Source organism: Nonomuraea sp. N2-4H, assembly GCF_045291505.1.
Lineage (GTDB): Bacteria > Actinomycetota > Actinomycetes > Streptosporangiales > Streptosporangiaceae > Nonomuraea > Nonomuraea fastidiosa.
Map to the genome: position 1 here is coordinate 7520649 of NZ_CP147987.1, position 14473 is coordinate 7535121.

Here is a 14473-nt window from a genome sequence, read left to right on the forward strand (position 1 = left end):
ATGCGGTAACCGAAAGCTCAAGGGGATGCCCATGCGTGTCATGATCCAGCTCCGGCCGGCCCCCGACGTCGTCGCGTCGGTGATGGACACCGGCGCCGCCAGCGCGGCGGGCGACGTCGCGGGCGACCTGCCGGGAGTCGCCATCGACGAGGCGTTCGAGCCCGTCGCGGTGCCCCGCCCGGTCTCGCTCTCGCCTTATCAGCGCATGCAGTTCTCAATGGCGCCGGAAGACGCCTCGGTGCTCGTCAGAGGCGAGATCGCCGACGGCGACCTGGCCACCAGGTCGGCGCTGCTGACCTCCTCCGTACGCGAGGTCGCGGGCGTCTTCGCCGACCCCCACATCCAGCCCCATCCCGTCTGCGGCGGCGACGGCCCCGTGGGCGACTGGCAGGAGGTCAGGCGGCTGCTGCACGCCGAGGAGCTGTGGTCGGCGGGCCACGACGGCGAGGGCGTCACGGTCGCGATCGTCGACGGCGGCGTCAATGCCGATCACGTCGCCGCCCGCATCGGCCACGAGGTGACGCTCGACGCCCAGCGGAGCTGGAGCCCGCCGGGCGTGCCCGCGCGGCCCGGCCGCCACCCGGTGGACCACGGCACGATGTGCGCGTTCGACGTGCTGCTCGCCGCGCCCAAGGCGACCCTGCTCGACATCCCCGTGCTGCTCAGCAGGCGCGAGGGCGGTTCGCTCGCCGACGGCCTGCTGTCGGACGCGCTGGCCGCCTACGCCCACCTCGACCGCGTGCTGCGGGCCATGCCGGCCGAGTCCAGAGCGCTGGTGGTGAGCAACAGCTGGGGGCTGTTCTCGCCCGACATGGACTTCCCGCCCGGTCACCCGGGCAACTACTCCGACAACCCGGCGCACCCGTTCAACGTGATCGTGGGCAGCCTGGAGGGCACGGGCGCCGACATCCTGTTCTCGGCGGGAAACTGCGGCCGCGAGTGCCCCGACGGGCGCTGCGGCTACCCCGACAGGACGATCGTGGGCGCCAACTCGCACCCCGCCGTGCTGTCCGTCGGCGGCGTCGACACGCGGGGCGAGCGGGTCGGCTACTCCTCGCAGGGGCCCGGCAGGCTGTCGGAGCGCAAGCCCGACCTGTGCGCCTACACGCACTTCGCCGGCTCCGGCGCGGTCGGTCCTGCCGACACCGGCACCTCGGCGTCCTGCCCGGTCGCGGCCGGCGTGGTGGCCGCCGTCAGGACGCGCCGCTCGGCCGCCGATCTGTCGCCCGCCCAGCTCCGTACGCTGCTCCACCGCACCGCCGACGACCGCAGCACGGTCGGCTTCGACTACGACTACGGCTTCGGCGTCATCGATCCGCCCGCCGTGCTCGCCGCGCTCGCCAGGCAGAACCGCACCCGCGCTGCCTGAGATGGCGATGATCCAGGTACGCCTGCCGCCGGACGCCACCCTGGGCGACGCGCTGCGCCTGCTCGGCCTGTCCGACGACGACGCCGACGCCGGCTTCGGGCTCGTGCCCGTCGCCCCCGGACGCCACGTCCTGAGGGTCACCGACGAGGCCGCGCGGCGGGTCAGCCACGAGCTGGCCGAGGTCTTCGCCGACCCCCGCATCGAGCCCGATGACTCCTCATGAGCCGTATTGCGTTGGCTTACGGCTCGCGGAGCCGCGACAATGCTGCGATGGCTGACAGTAGGGAGACCGACTGGGTCTCCAGGTTCGCAGACGAGGTGATCTCCGAGGCGGAGCGGCGCGCGCCCGGCCGGCCGATCGTCTGCGCCTCAGGGCTGAGCCCGTCGGGCCCGATCCACCTGGGCAACCTGCGCGAGATCATGACGCCCCACCTGGTCGCCGACGAGATCAGGCGGCGCGGCCACGAGTGCGTCCACCTGCTGTCGTGGGACGACTACGACCGCTTCCGCAGGGTGCCCGCGGGCATCGACCCGTCGTGGGCCGAGCACATCGGCAAGCCGCTGAGCGCGGTGCCGGCTCCGCCGGGCAGCCCCTACGCCACCTGGGCCGAGCACTTCAAGGCACCGTTTCTGGAGGCGCTGGCCGAGCTGGGCGTCGAGGTCCACGCCATCAGCCAGACCGAGCAGTACACGTCGGGGGCCTACCGCGAGCAGATCCTGCTGGCGGTGCGCGAGCGGGCGAAGATCGACGCCGTGCTCTCCCGCTACCGCACCAAGCAGCAGGGCGAGCCGGCGCGGGAGGGCGAGTATTTCCCGTACAAGCCGTACTGCGAGCTGTGCGGGCGCGACCTGACCACGGTCACCGCGTACGACGACGAGACCACCGAGCTCGCCTACACCTGCGAGTGCGGCTTCGGCGAGACCGTGCGCCTGGCCGAGCACGACAAGGGCAAGCTGGTCTGGAAGGTCGACTGGCCGATGCGCTGGGCCTACGAGGGGGTGATCTTCGAGCCGTCGGGCGTCGATCACCACTCGCCGGGGTCGGCGTGGGTCGCGGGCGGGCAGATCGTCCGCGAGGTGTTCGGCGGCGAGCAGCCCATCGGGCCGATGTACGCGTTCGTCGGCATCACCGGCATGGCCAAGATGAGCAGCTCCAAGGGCGACGTGCCGACGCCGTCCGACGCGCTGCGCATCATGGAGGCGCCGGTGCTGCGCTGGCTGTACGCCCGCCGCAAGCCCGCCCAGTCGTTCAAGATCGCTTTCGACCACGAGATCCAGCGGCTGTACGACGAGTGGGACGCGCTCGGCCGCAAGGTCGACAGCGGCCGGGCGCAGCCCGCCGAGCTGGCGGCCTATACCAGGGCCGTGTCCACCGCCGCGGGCCCGCTGCCGATGACGCCGCATCCGGTGGCCTACCGCACGCTCGCCTCGGTGCTCGACATCACCACCGGCCACGCCGAGCAGACCCTGCGCATCCTGCGCGACCTCGACGGCGTTGAGTCGCTCGACGCGGCGCGCCCCCGGCTCGACAGGGCGCAGCGCTGGGTGGCCGAACACCTGCCCGCCGACCAGCGCACGCGGGTGCGCGAGTCGCCCGACCACGAGCTGCTCGGCTCGCTCGGCGACGAGGAGCGCGAGGCGCTGCGGCTACTGGCCGACGGCCTCGACAATTGGACGCTCGACGGCCTGACCGACCTCGTGTACGGCGTGCCCAAGATCCAGGCGGGCCTGCCGCCGGACGCGAAGGCCACGCCCGAGCTGAAGGCGGCGCAGCGGGCCTTCTTCGCGCTGCTGTACAAGCTGCTGGTCGGCCGCGACACCGGCCCCAGGCTGCCCACGCTGCTCATGGCGGTGGGCGCCGACCGGGTGCGCAAGCTGGTGGGTGCATGAGGGGAGTCATCCTCATCACCGGCATCTCGGCGGCCGGCAAGTCCACGGTGGCGCAGCGCCTGGCCGAGCGGCTGCCGCGATCGGCGCACGTGCGGGGCGACGTGTTCCGCCGGATGGTGGTCGGCGGGCGCGCCGAGATGACGCCGGAGGCGGATGCCGAGGCGGTGCGCCAGCTTCATATGCGTTATCGCCTGGCGGCCGCAACGGCCGATACCTATTGCGATGCCGGATTTACGGCAATCGTTCAAGATGTCGTTCTTGGCCGCGATTTACAGCTATTTACAGAAATAATACGATCACGGCCGCTTTATGTGATCGTACTGGCTCCCGACCCCGCCACCGTTGAGCGCCGCGAGACCGCCCGCGCCAAGACCGGCTACGGCAGCGGATGGACGATCTCCCAGCTAGACGCCGCACTCAGGGAGGAGACGCCGCGCATCGGCCTGTGGCTCGACACCTCGCGCCAAACGCCGGACGAGACCATCGACGAGATCATTTCCAGGGCCGGAGAGGCGCAAATAGCGGGCGCGCCGGAATAACCACCGCCGCTGCAAGAAATCATCAAGCGGCTTGCATGTGCACGGGGAAAGCTTTGTGGCATGAACAAGCCGCCTTTCGCCGCGAGCGTCAGTGTCATCGTCCCCGCGATGAACGAGGCCGAGAACCTTCCTCACGTCTTCGCCACGCTGCCCGACTGGATCGACGAGGTCATCCTCGTCGACGGCAACTCGACCGACGACACCGTCGCCGTCGCGCGCAGGCTGCGCCCTGACCTCCGGGTCGTCACCCAGAGCCGGCGCGGCAAGGGCAACGCGCTCATCGAGGGCTTCCAGGCCGCCCGCGGCGACATCATCGTCATGATCGACGCCGACGGCTCGACCGACGGCAGGGAGATCCGCTCCTTCGTCGCCACCCTCATCAACGGCGCCGACTTCGCCAAGGGCTCCAGGTACGCCCCTGGTGGCGGCTCGGACGACCTCAGCCCGATCCGCTCGCTCGGCAACAGGTTCCTCACCGCGGTCACCAACCTGCTCTACGGCACCCGCTACACCGACCTCTGCTACGGCTACAACGCCTTCTGGCGGCGCCACCTGGAGGTGCTCGACCTCGACTGCGACGGCTTCGAGATCGAGACGCTGATGAACGTCCGCGCCGCCCAGGCCGGCCTGGTCATCCGCGAGGTCCCAAGCCGCGAGCGCTCCCGCATCCACGGCGCCAGCAACCTGCACGCCGTACGCGACGGCTGGCGGGTGCTGCGGACCATCTGGCGCGAGCGGTCGCGCGGGGCCGCCGTGACGGGCAGGACCCAGGTGGCGCTGGCGAAATGAGGAGTGACATCCTCGAACAATGCGCTACATAGTGATCGGAGCAGGAGCGGTCGGGGGCACGATCGGGGGCCGCCTGTTCCAAGGCGGGCACGAGGTCGTCCTGATCGCGCGCGGGGCACACTACGAGGCTCTCAAGCGTGACGGCCTGCGCCTGATCACCCCCGACTCCACCGAGACCCTGCCCATCCCCGCCGCCGACGGCCCGATCCCCACCCGCGACGACGACGTGCTCGTCGTGGCCACCAAGACGCAGGACACGATCACCGCGCTGGCCCCGTGGTCGCCCGACCTGCCCGTGGTGTGCGCCCAGAACGGCGTCGCCAACGAGCGCATCGCGCTGCGGCGCTTCGAGCGCGTCTACGGCATGTGCGTGTGGCTGCCGGCCCAGATCCCCGCACCGGGCACCGTGGCGGCGCACGGGTACCCGTACTCGGGGATGCTGCACGTCGGACGCTATCCCCAGGGCGTGGACGACCTCGCCGAGCAGATCGCCACCGACCTCGGCAAGCACGGCCTGGTCGGGCGCACCTCGCCCGACGTGATGCGCTGGAAGTACGGCAAGCTGCTCGGCAACCTGGCCAACGCCGTGGAGGCGCTGGTCGGCCACGTGCCCGGCATGTCCGACCTCGCCGAGCTGGCCAGGGCCGAGGCGCGCACCGTGCTCGACCGGGCCGGCATCGCCTACAACACGCCCGAGGAGGAGGCCGAGGTCCGCGGCCACAAGGTGGACGCGAGGCCCATCGAGGGCGTCGAGCGCGCCGGCGGATCGTCCTGGCAGAGCCTGGCCAGGGGCAGCGGCTCGATCGAGTCCGACTACCTCAACGGCGAGATCGTGCTCATCGGCCGGCAGCACGGCGTGCCGACGCCGGTCAACGAGACGCTGCGGCGCGAGGCCAACAGGGTCGCCCGCGAGCGGCTCGCCCCCGGCTCGATGACCCCTGATCAGGTGCGCGCGCTCATCGACGCGCGTTCCGCAGCCTGATCCCGCTGAACTCCAGGGTGCTGGTGATCACCTCGTCCCAGAACGGCCAGAGGTTGTCCAGCACCCTGAGCTGGATGCCCGCCTCCTCGTGCAGCGCCAGCAGGTCGCCCACCGGCTCAGGCGGGCCGAGCGGCGTCACCGGCACCGTGGAGACCATGGCCGTCGGCGGGTCGCCGATGGGCTTGAAGGTGCCGGCGGGCAGCCGGTAGGCGTACAGGCGGACGTTCATGATCGGCTTGAGCCAGCCGTACTCGATGGCGTGCACGCGCGGGCCGCAGCCGGCGCCGAGGACGCGGGCCGCGTCGTGCTCGGTGGTGCGCGGTCCCACCCAGGCCATCGCCCGCGGGCAGGCGCGCGGAAACCAGAAGTCGGGGCAGCGGTCGGGGCCGACCGCCCACACGTACGCCTCGCTGTGCCGGCTGGTCGGCGCCACGTGCGGCGCGAAATGCGTGATCGTCGGGTCTTCCGAGAAGTGCAGAACCTCCCCAGGCGCTGGTCTCATAGCGCCATCCTCGCGCATATCCCGCCGATCTCCGGGCAGTGGGAAGCCTCTCTTTCCGACAAGGGGTGAGTTGGATGATCGTGCTGGGACTGCTCATGATCCTGCTCGCCGGTGCCGCCTTCGCCCTGGTGCTCGTCGAGCAGAGCTCCAGGTACGTCCTGTTCGGCCAGACCTTCGAGCTCGGCTACGTCGAGATGTTCCTCACGGGGGCCGCCGCGGCGGCGCTCCTGCTGGTGGGCCTCTGGCTGATGGGCTCGGGTTCGCGCAGGACGGCCAGGCAGCGGCGCCGGCTGCGCAGCGCGCGGGCCGAGGCCTCCGACCGGGTCGCCCGGCTGGAGGACGAGAAGCGCGAGCTGGAACGGCGGCTCGAACGCGAGCGCGCGGGCGACGGCGACCACCTGGTGGCCGGCCGCGCCGAGGACCGCCGGTAGTCAGGCGGTGGCTTCGTGGCGCGGGGGCAGCAGCCTGCCCTCGCGCCACAGCGCGACCCCGGTGATCACGGCCCCGAGCCCTTCCCACAGCCCGACGCCGAAGAACTCGCCCGGCGCTGCCCCCGTCACCACCAGCGTGGTGAAGACCGTGAACGTGACCAGCCGGAACGGCACCGTCCACCGGAAGAACGGCGCGTAGTCGTGCGCGGCGGCGAAGACGTAGTAGGCGCCCATGTTGACCGCCGCCATCGATGAGGCGGCGAGGTAGACCAGCGTGTAGTCGCCGGCGGGCCGCACGTCCGGCACCTCGAAGCCGAGCATGGCGAGCAGCGTGCCCGGCGAGATCAGGCCCAGCAGACCCAGCGCGAAGGCGAGGACGCCGAAGACGCCTATGGTCCAGCCGGAGAAAGAACGCGGAAGACGCACGGAAATCCTCTCAAAGGGGGGTGTAATCTGCGAGGCGGTCTCATCATGCACCCGGAGGTCGCATGCCCCCCACGCGTGGCCGCCCCATCACCGTCAAGCTGCTCGTCCTCCTGCTCGTTCCGCTGCTGTCCCTGGTGGGTCTGTGGGCGTTCGCGGCCGGCCTGACCGGCGGCGACGGCCTGCGCCTGCTGGAGGCCAACGAGATGGCGGAGCACCTGACAGGACCGTCCACGCAGGTCAACGTCGCGCTGCAGGACGAACGGCTGGCCTCTGTCGAGTACATGATGGGCCACCGCGACGCCGCCGAGGTGAAGAAGGAGCGCGGCAAGACCGACGAGGCGATCAAGCGCTTCCGCGCGTCGGCGGGCGGCGTGCGCGACCTGCCGCCGGAGATGACCACCCAGCTCCAGGCGCTGAACGTCAAGCTCGACCAGCTTTCCGAGATCCGCCGCCAGGTGGACGTCAACGTCGTCGAGCCCATCGACGTCATCGACGACTACAACCAGATCGCCGACGCCTCGTTCCGCCTGTACGACGCCATGATCATGGTGCCGGAGCAGTCGCTCTACCAGCAGGCACGAGCGATGATCATGATGGGCGAGGCCACCGAGGTGCTCTCCAGGGAGCGCGCGGTGATCGCGGCCGTGCTGGCCAGGGGCCGCCTCGACGGGCGCGAGCGCGAGGCGTTCACCGGCATGGTGGCCACCAGGCGGCTGCTGTTCGCGCAGGCGATGTCGTACCTGGACGGCGGGCTGCGCGGGCCGTACGAGCGGCTGTCGGGCTCGCCGGTCTACAAGGAGTGGATGACGACCGAGGACGCGGTCAAGGACCAGTCGCCGAACGACGGCCTGCCCGCGGCGGCGGCCACCTGGCCCATCGACGGCGAGAACCTGTGGGCCGCGGTGCAGCGCAACCAGGCCGAGAGCACGCGGGCGCTGGCCGAGCGGGTGCGGCCGACCGCGGTCGGCATGCTCGTCAAGATCGGCGTGGCGGCCGGCGCCGGCCTCATCGCGGTCGTCGCCTCGATCCTGTTCTCACTGCGCTTCCGCAAGCGGCTGGTACGCGAGCTGGCCGCGCTGCGCGACGCCGCCACCGAGCTGGCCGAGGTACGGCTGGCCGGGCTGGTCAAGCGGCTGCGGACGAACACCGAGCCGCCCACGTCCGCCGAGATCACGCCGCTTGAGGTCGAGGCGACCACCACGGAGATCCGCGACATCGTCAAGGCGTTCAACGACGTGCAGGCCACGGCCGTGGAGGCGGCGGTGGACCAGGCGCGGCTGCGGCACGGCGTCAGCCAGGTCTTCGTGAACCTGGCCAGGCGCAACCAGTCGCTGCTGCACCGCCAGCTCATGCAGCTCGACAGCATGGAGCGGGAGACCGAGGCGCCGGAGACGCTGGCCGACCTGTTCAAGCTCGACCACCTCACCACCCGCATGCGCCGCCACGCGGAAAGCCTCATCATCCTGTCCGATCAGGCGCCCGGCCGGGCCTGGCGCAAGCCGGTGCCGGTGCTCGACGTGCTGCGCGCCGCCGTCGCCGAGGTGGAGGAGTACGAGCGGGTGGAGGTGCTCTCGCCGCCACCCGTCTTCCTGGTCGGCTCGGCCGTGACCGACGTCGCCCACCTGATGGCGGAGCTGATCGAGAACGCCACCCTCTTCTCACCGCCGCAGACCCGGGTGGACGTGCGCAGCGCGCTCAGCCCGCACGGCATGGTGGTCGAGGTGGAGGACCGCGGGCTCGGGCTGCCCAGGACCGAGCTGGACGAGCTGAACGACCGGCTGGCCAACACGCCCGAGTTCGACCTGGCGCAGAGCGACCGGCTCGGCCTGTTCGTGGTCTCCAGGCTGGCGGCCAGGCACGGCATCAAGGTCATGCTGGTGTCCTCGCCGTACGGCGGGCTGACCGCCAGGGTCGCGCTGCCGTCGTCGCTGCTCGCCGACCAGCCCGCCCTGGCCGGGCACAACTGATCGCCGGACCCTTCGACCAGAGGGCCCGGCGTCGACGTGGAAGCCGGCCTGCGAGCAGGCCGGTGACAGAGCCGGTGTCAGAGCCGGTGGAACGGCTCGCTGAAGTGCGCGGTGGCGAGGATCGCGCGCTCGGCCCTCAGCTCGGCGAGCATCTCGGCGCGGGTGCGCGCGGCGGTCTCCTGGTCCTGGTCGTAGAGGTAGCGGATGGCCGGGTCGGCGAGCTGCACGGGGTGGAGGACCAGGTCGCCGGTCATGGCCAGCTCTCCCGCGCGGGCGATCTGGTGCCCGGGGGTGTGTCCCGGCGTGGCGTGCACGTGGATGCCGGGCGCGACCTCGGCGTCGCCGTCGACGACGTGGAGCTGTCCCTTGAGCGGGGTGACGATCTCGTCGAGCATCCGGCCGCCCGCGGCGTCGAGCTCGGCCCGCTGGAGCACGTGGCGCGCGTTCTCGAACACCGGCCTGCCGTCGGCGACCGCGCCTGAGGCGTGGTCGCTGTGCAGGTGAGTGAGGATGACCGTGTCGATCTCGGCGGGCGTGACGCCGGCGGCGGCCAGCTCACGGGGCAGCGTGCCGGGAACCGGGGCCCAGCTCGACGCCGGGGAGTCCGCGGCGCCGATGCCGGTGTCGACCAGGGTCAGCCGGCCCGCGGCGTCGCGGATCAGATAGCAGTGGAAGTGGAGGACCCAGGGCTCGTCTGGCAGCCCGGAGCCGGGGAACAACTCGGCCGGCGGGCGGGCGATGGACGGCCCCATGGGTCCCACGGCGTCGCAGAGGGGTGTCACCTCGACGCCGGAGGTGGTGCTGATCGGAGGGTGTGGCACCCGACCAGCCTAGGCGGCGACGGGCTCCCGCGGAACGTACTCGTTCTCGATGTCGGCGGCGTAGACGGCGCGCCGGCAGTGCGCGCAACGGTAGATGATCGGGCCCTCGTCGAGCTCGTGGTGGCACCGCGGGCAGCGGTTGACGGTCTTCATGGGTGCTCTCCTGAGGAGTCTTTCTTCCTATGTCATACAAACCCTCATCGGGTTGCAGGGTCCCTGCATGCCGCTTGAACACGATGGCGGCACGCTGATGGGGCCCCGATCCGGGCCCGATGTGGGTTCTGTGTCGTTGAGAACACCTGCTGCGGTCATTTTCTTCGCGAGCCGGTGTCGCAAGAACATTGTCACCCTCAAGACACTCGCGCGCGTGCGAAGACATGAGAACAGCCCGGGAATAGCCCATCAGGGCTAGGCGTTGTATGAGCCAGATCGTGTGGTATCTTCCGACTAAGCGTTGAGCTTCAGCTCCGCTTGGCTCTCACCTCGGGCTCCGCCCTTCTCTTCCGGACTGCTTGTCTTCCGTACGGCGCGCGGCCCTGCTCTTTTCGTTCTCTTCATCACCAGCCGATCGCCTTGGCACGATCAGGCGTATCTCCCTCAAGGGGCTCACCATGCTCGAAACGTCCGCGCACACCATTCCCGCGCAGCGCACGTCCGCCCAGGCCCGCTCGATGAAGCGCGGCCTGCTGGACGTACGCGACAAGTCCGCCTTCATCCGGGCGGGCCACCTGCCGGGACCCGGCGACGTCCGCGTCCCGCCGGAGAAGATCCGTCAGTACGACCTGCGCCCCGGCGACCACGTCACCGCGCGCTTCACCGGCAACAAGCTCATCGCCGTCGACGCGGTCAACGGCCTGTCCGACTGGCGCGAGCGGCCCGCCTTCGCCGCGCTCACCCCCGTACACCCCACAGAGCGGCTGCGCATCGAGACCGAGTCGCTCAGCACCCGCGTCATCGACCTGTTCGCTCCCATCGGCAAGGGGCAGCGCGGCCTCATCGTGGCCCCGCCCAAGGCCGGCAAGACCATGGTCATGCAGGCGCTGGCCGCCGGCATCAGCCGTAACCACCCCGAAGTCCACCTCATGGTGCTGCTCGTCGGCGAGCGGCCCGAGGAGGTCACCGACATGCGGGCCCGCATCGGCGGCGAGGTGTACGCATCCACCTTCGACCACCCCGACCGCGACCACACGGCGCTCGCCGAGCTGGTCATCGAGCGGGCCAAGCGGCTCGTCGAGTCCGGCCGCGACGTGGTGGTGCTGCTGGACTCGCTGACGCGGCTGGGGCGGGCGTACAACAACGTGGCGCCCGGCGGCGGGCGCGTGCTGACGGGCGGCATCGACGCCCGCGCGCTGTATCCGCCGAAGCGCTTCTTCGGGGCCGCGCGCAACGTCGAGGGCGGCGGCTCGCTCACCATCCTCGCCACCGCGCTGGTGGACACGGGCTCGCGGATGGACAACAACCTGTACGAGGAGTTCAAGGGCACCGGCAACATGGAGGTGCACCTGACCCGCGAGCTGGCGGAGCGGCGGCTGTTTCCCGCCGTCGATCTCGACGCCTCCGGCACCCGCCGCGAGGAGATCCTGCTGCACGAGCAGGAGCGGCGGATCGTCTGGCGGCTGCGCCGCTCGCTGTCGGCGATGGAGCCGGCGCGCAAGATGGAGGTACTGGTGGAGCGGCTGCGCTCGACGCCGTCCAACGCCGCCTTTCTCATGGACGCCGCCGCGGCGGCCTGATCCGGCACCCCACCTGTGCGTGCACCAGAATGGCCGCATGCTGGCCGACATCGTCGAACATCTCATCTGTCCCGTCTGCGGGGTCGATCGCCAGGCCGGGCTGCGGCTCGACGCCGGCGCCCTGCGCTGCGCCGCCGGGCACTCCTTCGACGTGGCGCGGCAGGGATACGTCAGCCTGCTGGTCGGCTCGCGACCGCCGGGCACCGCCGACACCGCCGCCATGGTGGCGGCGAGGGCCGCGTTTCTCGACAAGGGTCACTACGCGCCGCTCGCGAATGCGCTCGCCGAGGCCGTCCTGACCAGGATCGATGCGGCAGAACATGAGTCCTCTACCGAAACGAATGACGGCGCGGAGTTGAGGGCGTACCGTGGGGCGGGAGTGGAGGCCGGCGACGGCCCGGGATTTGGTGATTCCGGGCGGAAACCGGACACCGTCGATGACCGTGGCGTGAAGGGCAGGATCTCGCCGGTGGTCGTCGACGCGGGCACGGGCACCGGACATTATCTGGCGGCCGTGCTCAATGCGATGAACGATGGCATCGGGATGGCGTTCGATGTGTCGAAGCACGCTGTACGCCGGGCGGCGCGGGTGCATCCCAGGGCAGGGGCGTTCGTGGCCGACGTGTGGCGCCCGCTTCCGATCAGGAGCGGGGTGGCCGATGTGGTGATCGACGTGTTCGCGCCCAGAAACGGGCCCGAATTCCGGCGCATCCTGCGTCCCGGCGGCGCTGCCGTGGTCGTCACTCCGGCGCCGCATCACCTGAGTCCGCTGGTCGAGGAGCTGGGGCTGCTCTCGGTGGACGAGGAGAAGGAGCGCAGGGTGGCACGCAGCCTCGACGGTTTCGTGGAGATCGACCGGCGCTCGATCGATTTCGAGATGGAGCTGGGGCATGGGGACATCACCCAGGTCGTCGGTATGGGACCGAATGCATGGCATAACGACCCGGCCACGCTCGATGAGCGAATTGCCGCATTTGTGGCAAGAAATGTCGCCGCAGGAAAACACGGTGTAGTTACCCGTGCGGCATTCCATCTGTCCATCTTCGAACCGGCACCCCGTTCAAGCACCGTTTCTTGACGGGCAGGTGCGACCGGTGTTACTGATGGGGCATTTAGTCCGAAATTCCCCCACATTCTCGGAGAATTTCCCCGGCGCAGGCGCAATACTGGACGACATCCCACGCCCCGGAGCGCGGGACATCTATGGGAGGGGGCGCACCGGATGAAGGCGGAGGAACGCTGGCAGGCCAGGTTCCGTGCGTCGCGCATGACGCTGCCGTCCTGGGCGCGACAGGCCCCCAACCGCTCCATCTACCGCTCCAACGCCACCGGCAAGTGGGAGGTCTACGCCTGGGACCGCGTCACCGGCTCCGTCCGTCAGGTCACCGACCAGCCCAAGGGCACCAGGTACGCGGCCATCGACCCCACCGGCCAGTGGATCTACTGGTTCGCCGACACCGACGGCGACGAGCTCGGCGGATGGTGGCGCCAGCCGTTCACCGGCGGTGCGAGCGAGCCCATCGCGACCGACCTGGAGCCGGGACAGCCCAGCGGCATCGGCCTGTCCATCACCGGCTCCGCCGCCATCAGCCTGGCCGGCGGCGACAAGTTCCGCGTGCACCTCGTACGCCCCGGCGAGCCCACCGAGACCCTGTACGAGCACACCGAGGCCGCCTGGGTGGCCGCCATGTCGCTCGACGGCTCGCTCATCGCCATCAACCACGGCGAGTACGGCGACTTCCGCCACCCGGCGCTGCGCGTGGTCCGCCACAACGGCCGCACGGTCGGCGAGCTGTACGACGGCCCGCGCAAGGGCGTGACCGGCCTGAGCTTCGCGCCCGTCGCCGGCGACCGCCGCCTGCTCGCCCTGCACGAGCGCAGGCAGCGCAGCGAGCCGCTGGTGTGGGACCCGGTGACCGGCGAGCAGCGCGAGATCTGGCTGCGCGACTCCGGCGACCTCGCCGCCGAGTGGTACGACGACGGCCGCGGCCTGCTCATCCTGCGCGACCACCGCGCCCGCACGTACCTGCACCGCTACGACCTCAGGGGCGGCGGCCTGACCCCCATCGAGACCCCGCACGGCGTGATCGAGGAGGCCGCGCCCAGGCCCGGCGGCCACGTCGAATACCTGTGGTCGAGCGCGTCGCGCCCGCCGGTCATCCGCTCGACCAGCGGCCAGGTCGTGCTCAACTCGCTCGGGCCGCCCGCGCCGCCGAGTGTGCCGGTCGAGGACATCGACGTCGAGGGCGCGGGCGGGCGCATCCACGCGCTGGTGTCGCGGCCGGAGGTCGGCACCGCCCCCTACCCTGCGGTGTTCCTGCTGCACGGCGGGCCGTCCAGCCACGACCGCGACGAGTTCTCGCCGGAGGTCGCGGCCTGGGTGGACGCCGGGTTCGCGGTCGTGCGGGTCAACTACCGCGGCTCCACCGGCTACGGCTCGGCCTGGCGCGACGCGCTGCACGGCGACGTCGGCCACATCGAGCTGGCAGACGTCGCGGCCGTGCGCGAGCAGGTGGTCGAGCACGGCATCGTGGACGGCTCGCGGACGGTGCTCGCCGGCACCTCGTGGGGCGGCTACCTCACGCTGCTCGGCCTCGGCACCCAGCCCGACCTGTGGGCCTGCGGCATCGCCGCGGTACCGATCGCCTGCCACCAGACGTCGTACGAGGACGAGGCCGAGAGCCTGCGCGCCTACCACCGGGCGCTGTTCGGCGGCTCACCCGACGAGCAGCCCGAGCGGTATGCGGCCAGCTCCCCGATCACGTACGTCGACCGGATCAAGGCCCCGCTGCTGATCCTGGCCGGCGAGAACGACACCCGCTGCCCGCTGCGGCAGATCGAGAAGTACGTGGCGCGGCTGGCCGAGCACGGCGTCGAGCACGAGGTCTACACCTACGACGCGATCCGCGGCTCGCTGGTGGTCTCCGAGCGCATCGCGCAGACGGCCATCCAGCTCGACTTCGCGCGCAAGCACGCCGGGCCCATCTGATCGCGCTTTCTTACCAAGGGCTTGACCTTCGGTCA

General features: G+C 70.9%; 15 protein-coding genes. 11 read left to right on the forward strand and 4 right to left on the reverse strand.

Going from position 1 to position 14473, the window contains the following annotated elements:
• Nucleotides 1–31: 31 nt before the first annotated feature.
• From WBK31_RS34735 to WBK31_RS34760, 6 genes are read left to right on the forward strand one after another with little or no spacing between them, the layout of a single operon-like run.
• Nucleotides 32–1369, forward strand: coding sequence for a S8 family serine peptidase (locus WBK31_RS34735; RefSeq protein WP_364061976.1), 1338 nt, complete (start codon nt 32–34; stop codon nt 1367–1369).
• Between the two features lies 1 nt (nt 1370).
• On the forward strand, nt 1371–1592 hold the full coding sequence (locus WBK31_RS34740; protein ID WP_364061973.1) for a hypothetical protein: 222 nt from the start codon (nt 1371–1373) through the stop codon (nt 1590–1592).
• Nucleotides 1593–1639: 47 nt separating this feature from the next.
• Nucleotides 1640–3259, forward strand: a complete 1620-nt coding sequence (lysS, locus tag WBK31_RS34745) for a lysine--tRNA ligase (RefSeq protein ID WP_378785925.1) — start codon at nt 1640–1642, stop codon at nt 3257–3259.
• On the forward strand, nt 3256–3798 hold the full coding sequence (locus WBK31_RS34750; protein WP_406673788.1) for an AAA family ATPase: 543 nt from the start codon (nt 3256–3258) through the stop codon (nt 3796–3798). The genes lysS and WBK31_RS34750 overlap by 4 nt, the downstream gene beginning before the upstream one ends.
• Before the next feature lie 60 nt (nt 3799–3858).
• Nucleotides 3859–4587 carry a glycosyltransferase family 2 protein gene (locus tag WBK31_RS34755; RefSeq protein ID WP_378785924.1) on the forward strand — a complete coding sequence of 243 codons (729 nt, stop codon included), beginning with the start codon at nt 3859–3861 and terminating at the stop codon, nt 4585–4587.
• Between the two features lie 19 nt (nt 4588–4606).
• Nucleotides 4607–5569: a ketopantoate reductase family protein gene (locus WBK31_RS34760; RefSeq protein WP_406673789.1), complete on the forward strand. Its 963-nt coding sequence runs from the start codon at nt 4607–4609 to the stop codon at nt 5567–5569.
• Here the strand turns inward: WBK31_RS34760 and WBK31_RS34765 are convergent.
• The gene (locus tag WBK31_RS34765; protein ID WP_364061959.1) at nt 5544–6071 is read right to left on the reverse strand and encodes a DUF6886 family protein; all 528 of its coding nucleotides are present in this window, start codon (nt 6069–6071) and stop codon (nt 5544–5546) included. The two genes, WBK31_RS34760 and WBK31_RS34765, sit on opposite strands and share 26 nt — an antisense overlap.
• Nucleotides 6072–6145: 74 nt before the next feature.
• Between WBK31_RS34765 and WBK31_RS34770 the strand changes: the two genes are divergently transcribed.
• Nucleotides 6146–6502, forward strand: coding sequence for a hypothetical protein (locus tag WBK31_RS34770; RefSeq protein WP_364061956.1), 357 nt, complete (start codon nt 6146–6148; stop codon nt 6500–6502).
• Here WBK31_RS34770 and WBK31_RS34775 read toward each other — a convergent pair whose 3' ends face one another.
• Nucleotides 6503–6928: a hypothetical protein gene (locus WBK31_RS34775; RefSeq protein WP_364061953.1), complete on the reverse strand. Its 426-nt coding sequence runs from the start codon at nt 6926–6928 to the stop codon at nt 6503–6505.
• Nucleotides 6929–6990: 62 nt separating this feature from the next.
• Between WBK31_RS34775 and WBK31_RS34780 the strand changes: the two genes are divergently transcribed.
• The gene (locus WBK31_RS34780; RefSeq protein WP_364061950.1) at nt 6991–8895 is read left to right on the forward strand and encodes a nitrate- and nitrite sensing domain-containing protein; all 1905 of its coding nucleotides are present in this window, start codon (nt 6991–6993) and stop codon (nt 8893–8895) included.
• Between the two features lie 77 nt (nt 8896–8972).
• On the opposite strand, the gene WBK31_RS34785 is transcribed toward WBK31_RS34780, so the two are convergent.
• A complete protein-coding gene (locus tag WBK31_RS34785; RefSeq protein ID WP_364061947.1) occupies nt 8973–9716 on the reverse strand; it encodes an MBL fold metallo-hydrolase in 744 nt (247 codons plus the stop codon).
• A 9-nt stretch (nt 9717–9725) separates the two neighbouring features.
• On the reverse strand, nt 9726–9869 hold the full coding sequence (locus tag WBK31_RS34790; RefSeq protein WP_364061944.1) for a hypothetical protein: 144 nt from the start codon (nt 9867–9869) through the stop codon (nt 9726–9728).
• A 458-nt stretch (nt 9870–10327) separates the two neighbouring features.
• On the opposite strand from WBK31_RS34790, the gene rho reads away from it, so the two are divergent.
• From rho to WBK31_RS34805, 3 genes are all read left to right on the forward strand, one after another.
• Nucleotides 10328–11449: a transcription termination factor Rho gene (rho, locus tag WBK31_RS34795; protein ID WP_364061941.1), complete on the forward strand. Its 1122-nt coding sequence runs from the start codon at nt 10328–10330 to the stop codon at nt 11447–11449.
• A gap of 37 nt (nt 11450–11486) precedes the next feature.
• A complete protein-coding gene (locus WBK31_RS34800) occupies nt 11487–12527 on the forward strand; it encodes a putative RNA methyltransferase (RefSeq protein ID WP_406673790.1) in 1041 nt (346 codons plus the stop codon).
• 144 nt (nt 12528–12671) lie between these two features.
• Nucleotides 12672–14438 carry a prolyl oligopeptidase family serine peptidase gene (locus tag WBK31_RS34805; protein ID WP_364061935.1) on the forward strand — a complete coding sequence of 589 codons (1767 nt, stop codon included), beginning with the start codon at nt 12672–12674 and terminating at the stop codon, nt 14436–14438.
• Nucleotides 14439–14473 lie beyond the last annotated feature (35 nt).

Coding starts and splice junctions, on each gene's coding strand:
- WBK31_RS34735 (WP_364061976.1), top strand. CDS start 32: ATGCGTGTCATGATCCAGCTCCGGCCGGCCCCCGACGTCGTCGCGTCG.
- WBK31_RS34740 (WP_364061973.1), top strand. CDS start 1,371: ATGGCGATGATCCAGGTACGCCTGCCGCCGGACGCCACCCTGGGCGAC.
- lysS (WP_378785925.1), top strand. CDS start 1,640: ATGGCTGACAGTAGGGAGACCGACTGGGTCTCCAGGTTCGCAGACGAG.
- WBK31_RS34750 (WP_406673788.1), top strand. CDS start 3,256: ATGAGGGGAGTCATCCTCATCACCGGCATCTCGGCGGCCGGCAAGTCC.
- WBK31_RS34755 (WP_378785924.1), top strand. CDS start 3,859: ATGAACAAGCCGCCTTTCGCCGCGAGCGTCAGTGTCATCGTCCCCGCG.
- WBK31_RS34760 (WP_406673789.1), top strand. CDS start 4,607: ATGCGCTACATAGTGATCGGAGCAGGAGCGGTCGGGGGCACGATCGGG.
- WBK31_RS34765 (WP_364061959.1), bottom strand. CDS start 6,071: ATGAGACCAGCGCCTGGGGAGGTTCTGCACTTCTCGGAAGACCCGACG.
- WBK31_RS34770 (WP_364061956.1), top strand. CDS start 6,146: ATGATCGTGCTGGGACTGCTCATGATCCTGCTCGCCGGTGCCGCCTTC.
- WBK31_RS34780 (WP_364061950.1), top strand. CDS start 6,991: ATGCCCCCCACGCGTGGCCGCCCCATCACCGTCAAGCTGCTCGTCCTC.
- WBK31_RS34790 (WP_364061944.1), bottom strand. CDS start 9,869: ATGAAGACCGTCAACCGCTGCCCGCGGTGCCACCACGAGCTCGACGAG.
- rho (WP_364061941.1), top strand. CDS start 10,328: ATGCTCGAAACGTCCGCGCACACCATTCCCGCGCAGCGCACGTCCGCC.
- WBK31_RS34800 (WP_406673790.1), top strand. CDS start 11,487: ATGCTGGCCGACATCGTCGAACATCTCATCTGTCCCGTCTGCGGGGTC.
- WBK31_RS34805 (WP_364061935.1), top strand. CDS start 12,672: ATGAAGGCGGAGGAACGCTGGCAGGCCAGGTTCCGTGCGTCGCGCATG.